We start from the raw sequence: 18,672 nt of genomic DNA on the forward strand, positions 1-18,672 counted from the left end.
CAACAGTGCAGTAAATTATTCGTCGTCAGTTTTTGCAGCTTTAAAGGCTTCTGCCATTGCGCTGTTAAGACCAGAACCACTGTCCTGTTGCTTATTAACGCTTTCAACCGCTTCTTTCTCTTCAACTTCGTCTTTCGCACGGATAGACAAGCTCAGAGTACGGTTTTTACGGTCAACGCCCATGAAGCGAGCTTCAATAGAATCACCAACGCTCAGTTCAGTACTTGCATCTTCAACGCGGTCGCGTGAAATGTCAGCGGCACGAACATAACCTTCAACGCTTTCAGCTAATTCAACTTTAGCGCCTTTAGCGTCTACTTCAGTAACTGTACCTGTAACAATAGCACCTTTTTTATTGGCCGCCAGGTAGTTATTGAATGGGTCTTCTTCAAGCTGCTTGATACCCAGTGAAATACGCTCACGTTCAGCATCAACTTGCATGACTACAGCGGTAACTTCTTCACCTTTTTTGTAATCACGAACGGCTTCTTCGCCAGTAGCGTTCCAGCTAATATCTGACAAGTGAACCAAACCATCAATACCGCCGTCAAGACCGATGAAGATACCAAAGTCAGTGATTGACTTGATCTTACCAGTAACCTGCTCGCCTTTATTGTGGTTTTTCGCAAACTCTTCCCATGGGTTAGGTTTACACTGTTTAAGGCCTAGTGAAATGCGACGACGTTCTTCGTCAATTTCCAGAACCATAACTTCAACAGTGTCGTCCAGGTTAACCACTTTAGAAGGATGAACGTTTTTATTAGTCCAGTCCATTTCTGATACGTGAACAAGACCTTCAACACCCTCTTCGATTTCGACGAAGCAACCGTAATCAGTCAAGTTCGTAACACGACCAGTTAAACGATGCCCTTCTGGGTAACGGTTTGCGATATCAGCCCATGGATCTTCGCCTAACTGCTTAAGGCCAAGAGATACACGAGTGCGTTCACGGTCAAACTTCAATACTTTAACAGTGATTTCATCGCCAACGTTTACGATTTCACTTGGGTGCTTAACGCGTTTCCAAGCCATATCGGTAATGTGCAATAAGCCATCTACGCCGCCTAAGTCAACGAACGCGCCGTAGTCAGTCAGGTTCTTAACGATACCCTGAACTTCCTGGCCTTCTTGCAAGTTTTCAAGCAGCTCTTCACGCTCTGCACTGTTTTCTTTCTCGATAACAGCACGGCGAGAAACAACAACGTTGTTACGTTTTTGATCAAGCTTGATAACTTTGAATTCTAAATCTTTGTTTTCCAGGTGCGTTGTTTCACGTACTGGACGTACATCAACCAGTGAACCAGGCAAGAACGCGCGAACGCCGCCTAAGTCTACTGTAAAGCCACCCTTAACCTTACCAGAGATAATACCGATAACGGTTGCATTGTCTTCGTGTGCTTTTTCCAGTTGCAGCCATGCTTCATAACGCTTCGCTTTTTCGCGAGACAGAATGGTTTCGCCAAAGCCGTCTTCAACTGCATCAAGGGCTACGTCAACTACGTCGCCGACGCTGACTTCTAATTCACCTTCTGCATTACGGAATTGTTCTGCTGGAATCGCGCTTTCTGATTTAAGGCCGGCATCAACCAGGATCAAATCTTTTTCGATAGCAACGATAGTACCTTTAACAATGGAGCCCGGGCGTGTTTCAACTTCCTTTAGGCTTTCTTCAAATAATTCTGCAAAATTTTCTGACATAGTAATTAACTTCGCTTATAAATAAGACGTCCACTGAACTTCCGTATACAGCGGGGTTATTAAAATAGTCTGTTCGCTTCCTTACAACAGACGCCTAATTAAGGTCACCTGACCCTAGCTAGTCTTTGAGAGTTTGCTGTGCGCAAACGTCAATACTTGTTCCAACACGTCCTCTATGGACGTATCAGTGGAATCCAGATACAACGCATCCTCAGCTGGCTTAAGAGGTGCCACCGAGCGATTCGTATCACGATCATCTCTTTCTTTAATTTCGTTCACTAATTGATCAATATTAGCATCAAAACCTTTTTCCTTCAATTGCCCAAAGCGTCGTCTTGCGCGCTCTTCGGCAGAAGCCGTTAAAAAGATTTTGGCATCGGCATCAGTGAAAACAACAGTTCCCATATCACGGCCGTCGGCCACCAGACCCGGAAGCTCTTTAAACCCACGCTGGCGGCGCAGTAGAGCTTCTCTGACTCGTGGTAAAGCCGCTATTTTTGACGCCATATTACCCACTTGCTCGGTACGGATGGTCATGGTCACATCCTCGCCTTCAAGAATAATATGTGTCAATGAGCGTTCCTCTTCTGCTTCAAACTTCACATCCAGGTGCGCCGCCAAAGCCACCAGGCTTTCTTCATCTTCCGGCGTAAAATCATGGTGCAAAGCCGCTAATGCCAGTACGCGATAAATTGCGCCACTGTCCAGCAAGTGCCATCCTAGCTTTTCAGCCAATAATCGACTGATAGTTCCTTTTCCTGCCCCACTCGGCCCGTCAATCGTAATGACTGGAATATGAGTTGTCATAAAATCCTCTAATTGCTCTGCATTACGCAGCATTTAGCCGCGCAATTATACGCATTTGTAAAAAAATTGCATTAATCAAAGTCAGCGAGTCTAAGAGTTAACTGTGACAGAGCCGTGAAAACTCGGAAAAATAGTCGGGATAGGTCTTTGCACAACAACCGGGATCATTGATTGTCACTCCAGCGGAGGAAAATGCTACTAACGAAAAGCACATTGCCATGCGGTGATCGTCATAAGTATCAATTGCAATATGTCGCCAGTGTTTCAGCGGTTCAATGCGGAGAAAGTCCTCGCCCTCATCGACTGTGGCACCGAGCTTTCGCAGCTCAGTTGCCATAGCATGAAGGCGGTCGGTTTCTTTAACCCGCCAGTTTGCGACATTACGAATTGTCGTCGGCTTATTTGCGAATAAAGCCAGTGGCGCGACTGTCATTGCCGCATCGGGAATATCATTAAAGTCCTGGTCAATGCCCTGTACACTTCCTGTGCCGGATACGGTCATGCTGTTTTTACGGTAGCTCACTGACGCGCCCATGGCTTCAATGACTTCGGCGAAGCGTTTGTCGCCCTGAATCGAGTTTTTACCAACACCGATAATCTCAACCGGACCTTTACCTAACAGCGCGGCAGCCATCCAATAAGACGCAGCACTGGCATCGCCTTCGACCCAGTATTCTCCGGGCGACTGGTAGCATTGCCCGCCAGGAATAGCGTAGCACTGAGGAGAGTCTTCTTTTATCGAAATGCCAAAGTCGGACAGCATTTGCAGTGTCAGTTCAATGTAAGGTCGTGAAACCACATTCCCTTTTAATGTCAGGGTTGAATCACCGGGCAGTAACGGCAGTGCCATCAGTAAGGCCGAGATAAACTGGCTGGATACCGAACCATCAATTTCAAAGTCACCCGGCTTTAAACCAGAAGTCATTTCTAACGGAGGGAACCCAGTCTCCCCCAGATAATTAACTCCTGCCCCACGAGGCTGTATAGCATCAATTAAGTGCTTTACAGGTCGCTCATGCATTCGGGCATCACCTTTTAACACTACCGCTTGGTGTTCGTTTTTTAATGTTGCCGCTAACACAGCTATGAGCGGCCGCATTGCCGTGCCGGCGTTTCCCAGATAGAGCTCAGAAGCCGGTTTATTCCACCCCCCTCCTAAACCATTTACCCGGGTAATGAGTTTGTCATCTTCAAAGCTCACTCCCAGTGCATTAAGAGCTTCACGCATGCGGCTGGTGTCGTCGCTAACCAGTAAATTATGTAAGATGACGGGAGTCTGGCATAAAGCAGCCATAAGCAATGCCCGGTTAGCAATGCTTTTTGAACCGGGTAAGGTGACAGTACCGCGACAATGCTGTCGCGGCTCTAAATGAATAGAATTAACCACGCAGCTTTTTCATTGCCTTAATAAAGGCCTGGTTTTCTTCAGGCAGGCCAATGCTGACACGTAAATGATTAGGCAACTCATAGCCGCCAACAGGACGTACAATAACGCCCTCATGCAGAAGTTCGTCATAAAGCTTCTCAGCACCGGGCCCAACTTCTATGGTTAAAAAGTTACCGTAAGATGGAATGTAGTTAAGTCCGGACTCTTCACAAAACTCAGTTAATAGCTGCATACCCTGAGCGTTTAGTTCAACGGCTTTTTGCAAATAAGCGTGATCATCTAATACGACTTCAGCAGCTTTCAGCGATAACGAATTCATGTTGAATGGCTGGCGAATGCGGTTAAGCACATCGGCAACGCTCTCATGGCTTACCGCATAACCTGCGCGCAAACCCGCTAAGCCATAAGCTTTAGAAAACGTCCGGCTAACCACAAGATTAGGATATTCTTTTATCCACTCTACCGATGGCGCACGCTGGTCTTCCGGCACATACTCGTAATAGGCTTCATCCAGAACCACAATAATATGCTGCGGTATTTTGTCCAGAAAGCTTTTCAGTGCTGAGGTTGATAAAAATGTGCCCGTTGGATTATTGGGGTTAGCAATAAAAATCATCTTGGTTTTATCGGTAACGGCTTTAGCCATACCATCAAGATCATGGCCATAATCTACCGCAGGAACGGCAACGGGTTTTGCGCCAATAGCCTGAGTAACCAGCGGATACACCACAAACGCATGCTGAGAGAAAATAACTTCGTCTTTATCTGACACAAAGGTACGAGCTAAAATCTCTAAAACATCGTTAGAGCCGTTACCCAGAGTAATTTGTTGCGTACCAACCTCGTTGAGTTCTGCCAGACGACTTTTAAGGTAGTAACCGTTAGCATCGGGGTAACGCACTAAATCCGTTAACTCAGCTTCCAGCGCGGTTTTTACTTTTTCACTCAAACCCAGAGGGTTCTCATTTGAAGCCAGCTTAACCACGTGCTGCAGACCTAACTCACGCTGTAATTCAGACGTAGGCTTACCTGCCTGATACGGACGTAATTGCTTTACTCCGGGATTAACCAGTTCTAATGCATTAAATTCTGCCATAGCGATTCACTACCTTTTTTATTCTATTTATTTAGCCAAGCTTGCGCTCGAAATCAGCCATATAATTTAGCAATGCTTCTACGCCTTCCACCGGCATTGCGTTATAAATACTGGCTCTCATGCCACCAACAAAGCGATGCCCTTTTAGTCCCAATAAACCTTGGTTTTTAGCGCCTTGCAAAAATTCTGCATCAAGCTTGTCGTAGGCCAATTGGAAAGGAATGTTCATAATTGAACGGTAAGCCGGATTAATATCATTTCTGTAAAAATCGGACTTATCGACAAAATCATATAAAAGCTGTGCTTTATGCCGGTTGCGTTCGCCCATAGCGGTTAATCCGCCCTGAGCTTTTAGCCACTTGAATACCAACCCGGCCAGGTACCAGGCAAAAGTGTTGGGCGTGTTGTACATAGACCCGTCTTTAGCCTGAAGCTGGTAATCCATAATAGATGACACCTGCTTCTGCGGATGACCTAATAGAGACTTTTTAACAATCGCAATGGCAAAACCGGAAGGGCCAATATTCTTTTGAGCTCCAGCGTATATGACGCCAAACTTTGAGACATCCAGTGGTTCAGAAAGAATATTCGATGACATATCAGCAACAATTGGCGCTTTTACGTCAGGAATCTCATGCAGCGCAATACCATCGACGGTTTCATTAGGACAATAATGAAAATAGGCGGCATTCTCAGACAACTTCCAGTTTTCTGGAGACTGAATTTCTTTGCCTTTAGCGCCTTCCTGAACTTGCCCGGCAACATTCACTTTAGAAACAAACTTTTCGGCTTCCCTGATAGCAAAACCAGACCAAATTCCTGTATCCAGATAATCTACAGTGGCATCCGGTGACGCTATATTTTGCGGAACCGCAGAAAACTGGCCGCGGCCACCGCCTTGCAAAAAGAGTACTTCATAGTCATCAGGTACGTTTAACAGGTCGCGCAGGTCTTGCTCGGCTTCACGTGCCATGTGGACATAAACAGGGTCGCGGTGAGAAATTTCCATCACCGATACGCCCTGCCCATTCCAGTTCAGTAACTCTTCCTGAGCTTGTTTCAAAACGTCGACCGGCAACATTGCCGGTCCAGCAGAAAAGTTAAACAACTGACTCATGACTCGTCGGAACCTTCTTGATTTTCAGTATTGTCTTCAGCTGCGGTTTCACCTTCTTCAGCAACAACCTCGCCGTCAATTAACACTTCATCTTCATCAATTTCGTCAATACGCTGTAAGCCAACCACTTTTTCATCATCAGCGGTGCGAATTAAGCGCACGCCCTGAGTGTTACGACCAACAGTAGAAACCTCGTTGACGCGAGTTCTTACCAGAGTGCCTTTATTACTGATAAGCATGATTTCATTGCCATCAATAACTTCCATGGCGCCTACAACTGAACCATTACGCTCACTGACCTTAATAGAGACCACACCTTTGGTAGCGCGGCTCTTAGCTGGGTATTCACTTAGCGGCGTACGTTTGCCGTAACCGTTTTCAGTCACGGTTAATACATTCGCTTCTTCCTCTTCGTATTCGCGAGGAACAATCAGTGATACAACACGTTGCCCTTCTTCTAAGCGAATACCACGAACACCTGTTGCGGTACGACCCATTGAGCGCACTTGCTCTTCAGCGAAGCGCACCACTTTACCGGCGTCAGAGAACAGCATAATTTCGCCGTTACCGTCAGTGATATCAACACCAATCAGTTCGTCGTCATCAACCAGGTTCAGTGCAATGATGCCGCCGTTACGAGGACGTGAGTACTCTGGTAATGGCGTTTTCTTGATGGTTCCTTTGCGTGTTGCCATAACAACGAACTTATCTTCCGGATAGTCCCGTGTTGGCAAAATAGCGGTAATACGCTCATCAGCTTCAAGCGGCAACAAGTTCACTATTGGTTTACCACGAGACGCACGGCTAGCCAGCGGCAACTGGTAAACTTTCATCCAGTAAATACGGCCACGGGTTGAGAAGCACAAAATGGTGTCATGCGTGTTAGCTACCCACAGTCTTTCTATAAAGTCTTCGTCTTTCATCTTAGTAGCGGCTTTACCTTTTCCACCACGACGTTGTGCTTCGTATTCGGTCAATGGCTGATACTTCACATAGCCTTCGTGAGAAAGAGTCAGAACCACGTCTTCTTCGTTGATTAAATCTTCCATGCTGATGTCATGTGCAGCAGCAGTAATATCCGTTTTACGCTCATCGCCGAAGTTGTTACGTATTTCTACCAGTTCTTCACGAATCACTTCCATCAGGCGCTCTGAACTGTTCAGAATATGCAGCAGTTCAGCAATCTGTTCTAGCAGACCTTTATATTCATCCAGAATTTTTTCGTGTTCTAAACCGGTCAATTTGTGCAGGCGTAAATCAAGAATAGCCTGAGCTTGTTCTTCGGTCAGGTGATAGTTGCCATCGCGAATGCCGTATTCTTCTGGCAGATGATCAGGACGTGCAGCATCAACGCCAGCAGTTTCCAGCATTGCAGCAACATCACCGAGCTGCCATGCGCGGGCAATTAGACCAGCTTTAGCTTCAGCAGGCGTTGGTGAACGACGGATAAGCTCAATAATTTCGTCAATATTAGCCAGCGATATCGCCAGACCTTCCAAAATATGAGCACGTTCACGCGCTTTACGTAACTCGTAGACTGATCGGCGCGTAACCACTTCACGACGATGACGGACAAAACAATCCAGCATATCGCGCAGGTTAAACAAACGCGGCTGGCCTTTATCCAGGGCAACCATGTTGATACCAAACACAACCTGTAACTGGGTATTAGCATACAAATGGTTAAGAACAACTTCGCCAACATCGCCACGACGGATCTCAATAACGATACGCATACCGTCTTTATCAGACTCATCGCGCAAGGCACTTATACCTTCAACGCGTTTTTCTTTAACCAACTCAGCAATTTTTTCAATTAAGCGAGCTTTATTCACCTGATACGGAATTTCCGTAACAATGATGGTTTCTTTACCCGTTTTCTCGTCAACTTCAATTTCCGCCTGAGCGCGCAAATGAATACGACCACGACCGGTTTTATAAGCTTCGACAATACCGCTACGGCCAGAAATTGTTGCCGCTGTCGGGAAGTCCGGCCCCGGGATGTATTCCATTAGCCCTTCAACATCAATGTCCGGGTTATCAATCATGGCGAGTGCACCATCGACAACTTCGGTCAGATTATGAGGAGGGATGTTCGTTGCCATACCAACGGCAATACCAGAAGAACCATTAACTAACAGGTTAGGTACACGGGTAGGCAGAACGTCAGGAATACGCTCGGTACCATCATAGTTGTCTACAAAATCAACCGTTTCTTTATCTAAATCGGCAAGTAACTGATGCGCAATTTTCGCCATGCGAATTTCGGTATAACGCATCGCGGCGGCAGAGTCGCCGTCAACCGAACCAAAGTTACCCTGGCCATCGACCAGCATATAACGCAAGGAGAAATTCTGTGCCATACGTACAATAGTGTCGTAAACAGCACTATCACCATGTGGGTGATATTTACCAATGACGTCACCAACGACACGAGCTGACTTTTTATAAGGTTTATTAAAGTCGTTGCGCAATTCACTCATTGCGAACAAGACACGTCTGTGTACTGGCTTCAGGCCATCACGAACATCTGGTAAAGCACGCCCAACAATGACGCTCATGGCATAATCGAGGTACGAGCTTTTTAGTTCGTCTTCGATATTTACCGGTGACACTTCTCTGGCTAGATCGCTCATAGTTTATTCCCTAAAAATATAGATCCGCATATTCATTGTTATTTTGATCCAATCATTGTACCCATCCCAAACGCGTCTCGCACCCTCTTTTTCTTATTCTTTGCCTGAGGTAGACTAGCCGCGTTATCCATCTCTTAAAGACGCATAATCTATGACCACCAGTCGCTCTAAAAGTGAACAAAAAAACGTCGATCCGGAAGAGATCGCAAAATTTTCAGCCCTCGCCTCGCGCTGGTGGGACCCTGATGGAGAATTCAAACCCTTACATAAAATAAACCCCGTTCGACTAGGGTTTATTGAAAACCATACTGACGGCCTATTCGGTAAAAAGGTATTGGATGTCGGCTGCGGCGGTGGATTACTCAGCGAAGCTATGGCTGAACGTGGTGCTCAGGTTACAGGGGTTGATTTAGCCGAACAGTCATTAAAAGTGGCACGTTTGCACGCATTAGAAAGCGGGCGTCAAATCGACTACCAATGCATTGCTATTGAAACTCTGGCGGATCAGCAGCCAGCAAGCTTTGATGTGGTGACTTGTCTGGAGATGCTGGAGCATGTACCTGACCCTAAAGCTATTGTAAAAGCCTGTGCTAAAGCACTAAAACCTGGCGGGAAGATCTTTTTTTCCACGCTAAACCGGAATGTAAAGTCTTGGCTATTAGGTATTGTTGCCGCTGAGCATGTTTTAGGCTGGGTTCCCAAAGGAACTCATCAGCATCAACGTTTTATCAAACCATCAGAGCTACTGCGTATGACAGATGCCGCCGCGTTAGAAGATATCGCCATTAATGGTCTTATCTTTAATCCACTGAAAGGATTTGTTCTTTCAGAAAAAGATGTTGATGTGAATTACATTATCGCTTTAAAGAAGCCGGAGTCATAAATGGCCTCATCAGACAGGAATTCTCCGGTAAAGGCGGTATTGTTCGATTTAGACGGCACGCTGCTTGATACAGCCCCAGATCTGGGTGCTGCACTGAACGCTGTATGCGAACAATACGAACGCCCTGCTATTACGGCTGAGGTGTTTACGCCAGTCGCGTCGCATGGCTCCAGAGGTATGCTGCAGCTAGCTTTTGCCAATGAGTACAGCGACATGGAAGCCGAACTCAGGCACGCTTTTCTCAGTGCTTATAAACAAAATATAGCCACTCATACGCAACCCTACCCTGGGGTTTTGGAGCTACTTGCCGTGCTGCAGCGTGAATCTATTCAAGTTGCTATAGTCACCAATAAGCCAGAGCGCCTAACCCAACAATTATTGCCTCACTTCCCGGAGTTTGAAGCTATTCGTGTGGTCGTAAGCGGTGATACCTTAAGCGTAGCAAAGCCTTCGCCGGAACCTTTATTCTATGCGGCTGAAAAGCTGGGAATAGAACCTGCCGACTGTCTTTATGTCGGAGATGCGGAGCGGGATATCGAAGCTGGTCGCAATGCCGGCATGGTTACTGTGCTTGCTGAATATGGTTATATTAGCAATGAGGATCAGCCGCAACGCTGGCAAGCCGACTATCATATCGCCTCACCACTGGAGTTACTGAAGTTACTAGCTATTGATAATTCTTGATCTATAAACATCTTTTAAAAGATCAAAAAAATATATAGCAAGATTACCAGCGCAAACTCACGCCAAACAAAGGCTGACAAAAAATCAAGATTTCTAAATCAAAATTATTCCTGTTTTTGCCCGTAAATTTACTTGATCGAAGTGGCAGTTAGACCTAGCATACTCTTCATTCCCAAGACACTAGATATTGTGTAAATATCGCCCTGTACAACTAATAAGCACAATATCTTGTGGCTACAAACATATAACAAAAAGCTAAGAGTCGGCGCAAAATGAACGAGCAACTTTATGTCACTAAACGCAGCGGCGAACGCGAACCGCTAAACCTCGATAAAATTCACCGGGTTATCATGTGGGCCGCTGAAGGTCTTAACAATGTTTCAGCTTCTCAGGTCGAAATTAAGTCTCACATTCAGTTTTACGACGGTATTAAAACCGAAGATATCCACGAGACCATCATCAAAGCTGCAGCTGATTTAATTTCAGAAGAAGCGCCCGACTATCAATATATGGCTGCGCGTCTGGCTATTTTCCACTTGCGCAAAAGGGCCTACGGTAAGTTTGAGCCACCGCGTCTTTACGACCAGGTCAAAAAGATGGTTGCAGAGCATCGCTACGATGAGCACCTGCTGGAAGACTATACTGAAGCAGAATTTGACCAGATGGACGAAATTCTGGATCACTGGCGTGACATGAACTTCTCGTACGCGGCCGTTAAACAGCTAGAGAACAAATATCTGGTTCAAAACCGGGTTACCGGCGACATCTATGAAAGCGCTCAGTTCTTATACATTCTGGTAGCGGCTTGTTTGTTTGCCAACTACCCGAAAAGCACTCGTATGGACTACGTTAAACGTTTCTACGACGCCGCTTCTGAATTCAAAATCTCGCTACCAACACCTATTATGTCGGGTGTGCGCACGCCTACGCGTCAGTTCAGCTCCTGCGTTCTGATTGAAGCTGGCGATAGTCTCGATTCTATTAATGCCACTTCAAGCGCCATCGTAAAATACGTATCGCAGCGTGCCGGTATTGGCATTAACGCAGGGCGTATTCGCGCTCTGGGCAGCCCGATCCGTAACGGTGAAGCCTTCCACACAGGTTGTATTCCGTTCTATAAATATTTCCAGACAGCGGTAAAAAGCTGTTCGCAAGGTGGTGTTCGTGGTGGCGCCGCTACCCTGTTCTACCCGCTTTGGCATCTGGAAGTTGAAAGCTTATTGGTACTGAAAAACAACCGCGGTGTTGAAGAAAACCGGGTTCGCCATCTGGATTACGGTGTGCAGTTTAACCGCACCATGTACCAGCGTCTGATTAAAGACGATTACATTACCTTGTTCAGCCCGTCGGATGTGCCAGGCCTTTACGACGCATTCTTTGAAGATCAGGACGAATTTGAGCGTTTGTACCTTCAGTACGAGCAGGATGAAAGCATCCGCAAAAAACGTATTAAAGCCATTGAGTTGTTTGGTTTGTTTATGCAGGAACGCGCCAGTACTGGCCGTATCTACGTACAAAACGTTGACCACTGCAACACGCACAGCCCGTTCGATTCTAAAGTTGCTCCTATTCGTCAGAGCAACCTGTGTCTTGAAATTGCGTTACCAACTAAGCCTCTAAGTCATGTGAACGACGAAGAAGGTGAAATTGCCCTTTGTACGCTGTCGGCCTTTAACTTAGGCAAAATTGAAAACCTGGGCGAGTTTGAAAACTTAGCCGACTTAGCCGTTCGCGCACTGGATAGCCTGCTGGACTATCAGGAATACCCTGTTCCGGCCGCTTATAATGCAACAATGAACCGTCGTACTCTGGGCATTGGTGTGATTAACTTTGCTTACTACTTAGCTAAGCACGGCGTTAAATATTCAGACGGCTCTGCAAATGGTCTGGTTCATCAGACCTTTGAGGCAATACAGTATTATCTGATGCAAGCGTCAATGAATCTGGCTAAAGAAAGAGGTGCGTGCCCTAAATTTAATGAGACCACCTACTCTCAGGGCATTATGCCAACCGATACCTACAAGAAAGACCTGGATAAGGTTTGCGATGAACCTCTGCATCTGGACTGGGACAAGCTTCGTGCCGACATCAAACAACACGGCATGCGTAACTCCACGTTATCAGCGTTAATGCCTTCTGAGACATCGTCGCAGATTTCTAACGCGACTAACGGTATTGAACCGCCTCGTGGTTTTGTCAGCATTAAGTCGTCAAAAGACGGTGTCACCAAACAGGTAGTTCCTGATTACGAAAACTTAAAAGACAAGTACGAGCTGTTATGGCAAATCCCGAACAACAAGGGATACCTTGAGCTGGTTGGTATTATGCAAAAGTTTGTCGACCAGACAATTTCTGCGAACACCAATTACGACCCAAGTAAATTCCAAGCCGGAAAAGTACCAATGAAGCAGCTTCTGCAGGACTTATTAACGGCCTATAAGCTTGGTGTTAAGACGCTTTACTATCATAACACCCGTGACGGTGCTGCGGATAATCAATCCGACATTGCTGCACGTAAAGGTGCTGCTGCGTCTCAAGCTCAGCCGACAGAAGTGATCATTGAAGAAGATGATGACTGTGCCGGCGGCGCCTGCAAAATTTAATAAGAAGGATTTTAGCGAATGTCGTACTCAACCTTTAATCAAGAGCAGAATAACCCGTTAACGGAGCCTATGTTTTTAGGCAACTCCGTTAACGTTGCTCGCTACGACCAGCAAAAACACAGCATTTTTGAAAAGCTGATTGAAAAACAAATCAGCTTTTTCTGGCGACCTGAAGAAATCGATGTCAGCCGCGACCGCATCGACTTTAACAAGCTAACAGCCAGTGAAAAGCATGTGTTTATTTCTAACCTGAAGTATCAAACACTGTTAGATTCAATTCAGGGGCGTTCGCCGAATATCGCGTTACTGCCTATTGTTTCTCTTCCGGAACTGGAAACCTGGATTGAAACCTGGTCATTCTTTGAAACCATACATTCGCGCTCGTACACACATATTCTGCGTAATCTGTTTAGTGATCCCAGCGAAGTCTTTGAAGATATCGTCATTAACGAGCAAATTAAAATTCGCGCGAATGACATCTCCAAGTACTACGATGATCTTATTTTCTATACTCAGTTATTGCAGACGCACGGTGAAGGCGATGTCGTTGTTGAAGGCAAAACCCATACCGTAACGCAGCGGGAAATTAAGAAGAAACTATTCTTATGCATTAACTCGGTTAACGCGCTGGAAGCTATTCGTTTCTATGTCAGTTTCGCCTGCACGTTCGCTTTTGCAGAACGTGAGTTAATGGAAGGCAACGCAAAAATTATTAAGCTGATTGCCCGCGACGAAAACGTTCACCTGACATCGACACAGCACATTCTTAATTTGTGGCAATACGGCGAAGACGACCCGGAAATGAAAGAAATTGCCGAAGAACTGCGTGACGATGCCTATGAAATTTTCATGACTGCAGTGAAGCAGGAAAAACAGTGGGCGCACTACTTGTTTAAAGACGGCTCAATGATTGGCCTGAACGAGAGCATGCTCTGTCAGTACGTCGAATATATTGCGAACTTACGTATGCAGGCCATTGGCTTTGACGCACCGTTTGAGAACCAGCGTTCTAATCCACTACCGTGGATGAACAAATACCTGGTTTCAGACAACGTTCAGGTAGCGCCGCAGGAATCAGAAATTACCTCTTACCTTGTTGGTCAGATAGACAGCGAAGTTAATGCTTCCGACCTTGGGGACTTTGATCTCTAAGCTATGGCTAACACCTTTAAAGTCACTGTCAACGGTGGGCCCGAACTTGCCGTTGACGCGACTGAAGGCACCTTACTCGAGGCCTTAGAAAAGCATCAGTTAGAAATGCACTACCACTGCCGCAGTGGTTTTTGTGGTGCCTGCCGTAGCACCCTAAAGTCCGGTAAAGTCCGTTATACAACAGAACCTCTGGCTTATGTCAGAAAAGGCGACATTCTGCCCTGCTGTTGTGTCCCGGAGTCAGATCTGGACATTGACCACTAAGTATTATTCATTAAATCGATTGTGCCCATCGTGCAGAACAATTGTTAACCAGCAATAAAATCTGGATAATGGCACCATAAATTTTTGTGAGAGAGGTATTTCATGTTTACAGTCATTTTTGGACGTCCGGGTTGTCCTTTTTGTGTTCGTGCCGTAGAAGTTGCGGATAAATTAAAAGCCGATATGGAAGATTTTGATTATCGCTATGTCGACATTCACGCTGAAGGCATCAGCAAAGCTGACCTGGAAAAAACGGTAGGCAAGCCGGTACAAACGGTTCCTCAAATTTTTGTCGACGAACAACACGTTGGCGGCTTCACAGAATTTGAAGCCTACGCAAAAGAAAACTTAGGGCTTTACACTGCATAACTTTGTGTAAGTAATGTAACCCTATCGTAGAGGCGGCTATTTAGCCGCCTCTATTGCTTGTTTAACCCGCTTTTCTGACACCGGATACTTCGTTCCCAGCGTCTGCGCGAAGAATGACACTCGCAGCTCCTCAATCATCCAGCGAATTTCAGCAACGTCATCCGGAACCACCGAGCCTTTATTTTCATACGCTTTCACCGCTGCTTTATACTGCTCTTCCAGATTTGTCAGAGTCAGTGTCATTAACCTGTCTTTATTCGGGTCAACCGGCAGTTTTTCTAGCCGACGTTGAATAGCTTTTAAATAACGCACAATGTCACTCAAACGCTCCCCACCAAAAGCAGAGACAAATCCGGCGAACACTAAGTTATCCAGTTGGTCCTGAATATCGCCCCGGGACTGGATTTGATCCAGTGGAATTTTACCTTTAAGAGACTTTCTAACCTGTTGTGACAATAGCAGGCACTGTTCAACTTCCAGTGCTATTTGTTCAACACGATCATTCAAATTAGCACGAACAATATCTTTTAATTGCTCAAAGCCCTTTTGTTCACGGAGCTCATTGCCCTGCTCAATCTGTTCCTGAATGAGGCCGTCTACCGCCGCTGCTATACAGTCGGCTATTAACGCATCCACTTTACCCCAGGGGTTAAAGTACATAGTCAACTTGGCTTTATTCGACAGTGACTTCTGTAAATGCTTAATAGGTGACGGTATTTGCTGCAATAACAATTCCCGTACACCGGCTTTATGATGCTTCTTAGCCTGCTCCGGGTTATCGAATAACTGCAGCGCAACCTGTCCTTTGCCTTTATTAATTAAGCCCGGATACGCCTTCAGCTCAAAACCTTGCTGACGTTCGGTGATGATTTCAGGTAAATCATCGAAGTCCCAGCTATCGACGCGCTCACGACTAATATCGTCACCGGCGGTTTTCTCCAGCCGCTGCTGCACTTTACCCGACAATTGCTGTTGAAGGCTTTGCAGATCGCGCCCCTGATTCACCAGTTTCTTGCCGTCAAGAATCTTAAAGTTCATACGTAAATGATCAGGCAGCGAAGACTCATCCCAGCTTTCTTCCGGAACGGTTACGCCGGTCATACGCCGTAACTTAGTCGCCATAGCGTCGGTTAAGCGCCCTTGCAACGGCTCAATATCGGCTATAATCGCGCCAGCGAAGTTAGGCGCCGGTACAAAATTACGGCGTAAGGTTTTTGGCAGCGACTTAATTAAGTGAGCAATACGCTCCTCGCGTAATGCAGGAATATGCCAGTCGAAACCTTCGGGCTTCACCTGATTCAGAATACCCAGCTGAATATTCACACTGACACCGTCGTCTTCAGCGTTAGGCTCAAAATGGTAACTTAACGGCAATCGCAAGTTATCTTGTCGCCAAAACTCCGGGTACTCATTTTCGGTAATGTGTTCGGTCTCACCGGCGATAAGGTCGTCACGCTCAAAAAACAGCAGTTTAGGCTCTTTTTTGGCCGCCTTATGCCACCAGCCTGCCAGCAACTTTTCGTTATAGATGCCTTCGGGTATGGCGCGGTCATAAGCCTCGAACAGCACCTCTTCATCCACCAGAATATCGCGCCGCCGTGACTTCGCCTCCAGCACCTGAACATCTTCTATCAACTTTAAGTTGTGTTGAATAAAAGGCAGCTTGCGCGTTAGCTGTGAATTAACCAGCCCTTCGCGAATGAATATCTCCCGGGCTTTAACCGGTGAAACCGGACCAAACTGGACACGTCTTCTGGGTACCAGAATAAGTCCCAGTAACGTGACCTGCTCATCGGCAATAACACTGCCTTGCTTCTTCTCAAAATGAGGCTCAAGGTATTGTTTTTTCACTAAGTGTGGCGCGGCTTCTTCTATCCACAGCGGGTCAATATCGGCATTAATACGCGCATACAATTTTGAAGTTTCCGCCAGTTCAGCAGTAACAACCCACTTGGGCGGTTTACCAAACAAACCTGAGCCCGGGAAAATATGAAAACGCGTTTGCCGTGTTCCCTGATATTCGTGTCGGTCTTCTTTAAAGCCCACCTGAGACAATAAGCCAGTAATTAAAGCCCTGTGTACTTGCTCGAAAGTGGCAGGTTCTTCATTAATGGATAACCCCATTTCCCGAACCGTTTGTCGGCTCTGCGTGTAAATATCCTGCCACTCACGCAAGCGCATAAAATGAATAAACTCACGACCCATTTGCTTACGGAACTGATTCCCTGACAAGGCCTTCTGCTGCTCTTTGACGTAGTTCCATAAATTGAGAAACGCCATAAAGTCAGAGCTCTTGTCACGAAAACGCTGGTGCCATTCATCGGCTTTTTGCTGCGCATCGTGTGGCCGTTCACGCGGGTCCTGAATACTCAGAGCCGCGGTAATTATCAGCATTTCACGGACACAACCATATTGCTGTCCAGCTATGACCATTCTGGCCAGTCGCGGATCCAGAGGCAGCCGTGACAGCTGTCGTCCTGTATCTGTTAATTTCGGTTGTTCATTTTTACGCCCGGGTTTAATGGCATGCAGCTCTTCCAATAAGTTCAAACCGTCTTTAACAAAGCGTTCGTCGGGCTTTTGTACGAAAGGAAACTGACGAATATCACCCAGACGCAACGACGACATTTGCAGTATCACCGCCGCCAAATTGGTACGGAGAATTTCCGGGTCGGTATATTCCGGACGCTGCAAAAAGTCCTCTTCACTGTATAAGCGAATACAAATACCCGGACCAATACGGCCACAACGCCCCTTACGCTGGTTGGCGCTGGCCTGTGAAATTGGCTCAATAGGTAAGCGCTGCACTTTAGTGCGGTAACTGTAACGGCTCATGCGCACTGTGCCCGGGTCAATTACAAAGCGTATGCCCGGCACGGTTAATGAGGTTTCTGCTACGTTGGTGGCAATAACCACCCGGCGCTGACTGTGCGACTGAAATACACGGTTCTGCTCGTGCGACGACAAACGCGCATACAAGGGTAACACTTCGGTATTGCGCAGTTGCAAGTCACCAATAGCGTCAGCGTAATCGCGGATTTCGCGCTCACCGCTGGCAAAAATAAGAATATCGCCTTCACTTTCACGTTGCAGCTCTTCCACCGCCTCACAAACACCCTGCAATACGTCTTCATCAGCAGCTTTGCCATCTTCTTTAGGCGGACGATACCGGACTTCAACCGGATAGGTTCGCCCGGTTACCGTCAATACAGGGGCATCGTGAAAGTGTTTGGAGAAACGTTCGGTTTCAATAGTCGCTGAGGTAATAACAACTTTAAGATCACGGCGTTTGGGCAGCAGCGTATGCAGAACACCCAGCAAGAAGTCGATGTTCAGACTGCGCTCATGCGCTTCATCAATAATAATGGCGTCGTATTGCAGTAGCAGAGGGTCTTGCTGCAGTTCGGATAACAGCATACCGTCGGTCATTAGTTTTATTGCCGTAGTCGGTGCGGTCTCATCCTGAAAGCGGATTTTATAACCCACCTGCTTTTTCGCGTGATCCTGCAGCTCATCCCCAATACGGGCAGCAACGCTACGAGCTGCCAGGCGTCGTGGCTGAGTATGACCGATGGTACCTTTGCGACCATACCCCAGTTCCAGCAACATTTTCGGTAACTGCGTGGTTTTACCCGAACCGGTCTCGCCGGCAATGACCACCACCTGATTCTGCTCAATGGCTGTTTTAATGTCACCACGCTGCTGGGCAACCGGCAACTCTTCGGGGTAACTGATATGAAACTTTTGCTGCTGACGCTCCAGATACGCCAACTCAGCAGTCTCGATATCTGCGGCTATGCGCTCGAGCACCTGCTGCTGTCGTTGCTCGTTTTTAATTTTACTCAGACCACGCAAACGACCGCGCAAAAGCGCGGCCTGTTGTGTTGTACATTGCTCTAATTGTGTCTGAAATTTATCAACAAAAGGCTGACTTTGTGATTTATCGTGCGATTTTTGACGACTCATAGACTCCGAA

The 18,672-nt window shown here is 46.6% G+C and carries 13 protein-coding genes; 6 read left to right on the forward strand and 7 right to left on the reverse strand.

Annotated features, from left to right (window positions below):
* Window positions 1-15 precede the first annotated feature (15 nt).
* From rpsA to gyrA, 6 genes are all read right to left on the reverse strand, one after another.
* Window positions 16-1,698: a 30S ribosomal protein S1 gene (rpsA, locus tag IL_RS06955; RefSeq protein WP_011234601.1), complete on the reverse strand. Its 1,683-nt coding sequence runs from the start codon at window positions 1,696-1,698 to the stop codon at window positions 16-18.
* 114 nt (window positions 1,699-1,812) lie between these two features.
* Complete coding sequence (cmk, locus tag IL_RS06960) at window positions 1,813-2,505, reverse strand: (d)CMP kinase (protein WP_016341331.1); 693 nt, start codon at window positions 2,503-2,505, stop codon at window positions 1,813-1,815.
* Window positions 2,506-2,602: 97 nt separating this feature from the next.
* Window positions 2,603-3,892, reverse strand: a complete 1,290-nt coding sequence (gene aroA / locus IL_RS06965) for a 3-phosphoshikimate 1-carboxyvinyltransferase (RefSeq protein ID WP_011234603.1) — start codon at window positions 3,890-3,892, stop codon at window positions 2,603-2,605.
* Complete coding sequence (hisC, locus tag IL_RS06970; RefSeq protein WP_011234604.1) at window positions 3,885-4,988, reverse strand: histidinol-phosphate transaminase; 1,104 nt, start codon at window positions 4,986-4,988, stop codon at window positions 3,885-3,887. The genes aroA and hisC overlap by 8 nt, the downstream gene beginning before the upstream one ends.
* Before the next feature lie 31 nt (window positions 4,989-5,019).
* The gene (gene serC / locus IL_RS06975) at window positions 5,020-6,105 is read right to left on the reverse strand and encodes a 3-phosphoserine/phosphohydroxythreonine transaminase (RefSeq protein WP_011234605.1); all 1,086 of its coding nucleotides are present in this window, start codon (window positions 6,103-6,105) and stop codon (window positions 5,020-5,022) included.
* A complete protein-coding gene (gene gyrA, locus IL_RS06980; RefSeq protein WP_016341332.1) occupies window positions 6,102-8,741 on the reverse strand; it encodes a DNA gyrase subunit A in 2,640 nt (879 codons plus the stop codon). Before gyrA ends, serC begins: the two co-directional genes overlap by 4 nt.
* Window positions 8,742-8,892: 151 nt before the next feature.
* Between gyrA and ubiG the strand changes: the two genes are divergently transcribed.
* The 6 genes from ubiG (at window position 8,893) to IL_RS07010 (ending at window position 14,696) form a co-directional block, all read left to right on the forward strand.
* Window positions 8,893-9,624, forward strand: a complete 732-nt coding sequence (gene ubiG / locus IL_RS06985; protein WP_011234607.1) for a bifunctional 2-polyprenyl-6-hydroxyphenol methylase/3-demethylubiquinol 3-O-methyltransferase UbiG — start codon at window positions 8,893-8,895, stop codon at window positions 9,622-9,624.
* Window positions 9,625-10,308, forward strand: coding sequence for an HAD family hydrolase (locus IL_RS06990; RefSeq protein WP_011234608.1), 684 nt, complete (start codon window positions 9,625-9,627; stop codon window positions 10,306-10,308).
* 272 nt (window positions 10,309-10,580) lie between these two features.
* The gene (gene nrdA / locus IL_RS06995) at window positions 10,581-12,911 is read left to right on the forward strand and encodes a class 1a ribonucleoside-diphosphate reductase subunit alpha (RefSeq protein ID WP_011234609.1); all 2,331 of its coding nucleotides are present in this window, start codon (window positions 10,581-10,583) and stop codon (window positions 12,909-12,911) included.
* An 18-nt stretch (window positions 12,912-12,929) separates the two neighbouring features.
* On the forward strand, window positions 12,930-14,063 hold the full coding sequence (gene nrdB, locus IL_RS07000) for a class Ia ribonucleoside-diphosphate reductase subunit beta (RefSeq protein WP_011234610.1): 1,134 nt from the start codon (window positions 12,930-12,932) through the stop codon (window positions 14,061-14,063).
* Between the two features lie 3 nt (window positions 14,064-14,066).
* Window positions 14,067-14,327: a class I ribonucleotide reductase maintenance protein YfaE gene (yfaE, locus tag IL_RS07005; RefSeq protein WP_011234611.1), complete on the forward strand. Its 261-nt coding sequence runs from the start codon at window positions 14,067-14,069 to the stop codon at window positions 14,325-14,327.
* Window positions 14,328-14,429: 102 nt separating this feature from the next.
* Window positions 14,430-14,696 (forward strand): GrxA family glutaredoxin, encoded by a 267-nt coding sequence (locus IL_RS07010; protein ID WP_011234612.1) that lies wholly within the window; start codon window positions 14,430-14,432, stop codon window positions 14,694-14,696.
* A 36-nt stretch (window positions 14,697-14,732) separates the two neighbouring features.
* Here IL_RS07010 and hrpA read toward each other — a convergent pair whose 3' ends face one another.
* Window positions 14,733-18,662 carry an ATP-dependent RNA helicase HrpA gene (gene hrpA, locus IL_RS07015; protein ID WP_011234613.1) on the reverse strand — a complete coding sequence of 1,310 codons (3,930 nt, stop codon included), beginning with the start codon at window positions 18,660-18,662 and terminating at the stop codon, window positions 14,733-14,735.
* Window positions 18,663-18,672 lie beyond the last annotated feature (10 nt).

This window comes from Idiomarina loihiensis L2TR (assembly GCF_000008465.1).
Taxonomy (GTDB): Bacteria; Pseudomonadota; Gammaproteobacteria; order Enterobacterales; family Alteromonadaceae; genus Idiomarina; species Idiomarina loihiensis.

Coding starts and splice junctions, on each gene's coding strand:
- serC (WP_011234605.1), bottom strand. CDS start 6,105: ATGAGTCAGTTGTTTAACTTTTCTGCTGGACCGGCAATGTTGCCGGTC.
- yfaE (WP_011234611.1), top strand. CDS start 14,067: ATGGCTAACACCTTTAAAGTCACTGTCAACGGTGGGCCCGAACTTGCC.
- IL_RS06990 (WP_011234608.1), top strand. CDS start 9,625: ATGGCCTCATCAGACAGGAATTCTCCGGTAAAGGCGGTATTGTTCGAT.
- hrpA (WP_011234613.1), bottom strand. CDS start 18,662: ATGAGTCGTCAAAAATCGCACGATAAATCACAAAGTCAGCCTTTTGTT.
- gyrA (WP_016341332.1), bottom strand. CDS start 8,741: ATGAGCGATCTAGCCAGAGAAGTGTCACCGGTAAATATCGAAGACGAA.
- nrdB (WP_011234610.1), top strand. CDS start 12,930: ATGTCGTACTCAACCTTTAATCAAGAGCAGAATAACCCGTTAACGGAG.
- rpsA (WP_011234601.1), bottom strand. CDS start 1,698: ATGTCAGAAAATTTTGCAGAATTATTTGAAGAAAGCCTAAAGGAAGTT.
- IL_RS07010 (WP_011234612.1), top strand. CDS start 14,430: ATGTTTACAGTCATTTTTGGACGTCCGGGTTGTCCTTTTTGTGTTCGT.
- nrdA (WP_011234609.1), top strand. CDS start 10,581: ATGAACGAGCAACTTTATGTCACTAAACGCAGCGGCGAACGCGAACCG.
- ubiG (WP_011234607.1), top strand. CDS start 8,893: ATGACCACCAGTCGCTCTAAAAGTGAACAAAAAAACGTCGATCCGGAA.
- cmk (WP_016341331.1), bottom strand. CDS start 2,505: ATGACAACTCATATTCCAGTCATTACGATTGACGGGCCGAGTGGGGCA.
- hisC (WP_011234604.1), bottom strand. CDS start 4,988: ATGGCAGAATTTAATGCATTAGAACTGGTTAATCCCGGAGTAAAGCAA.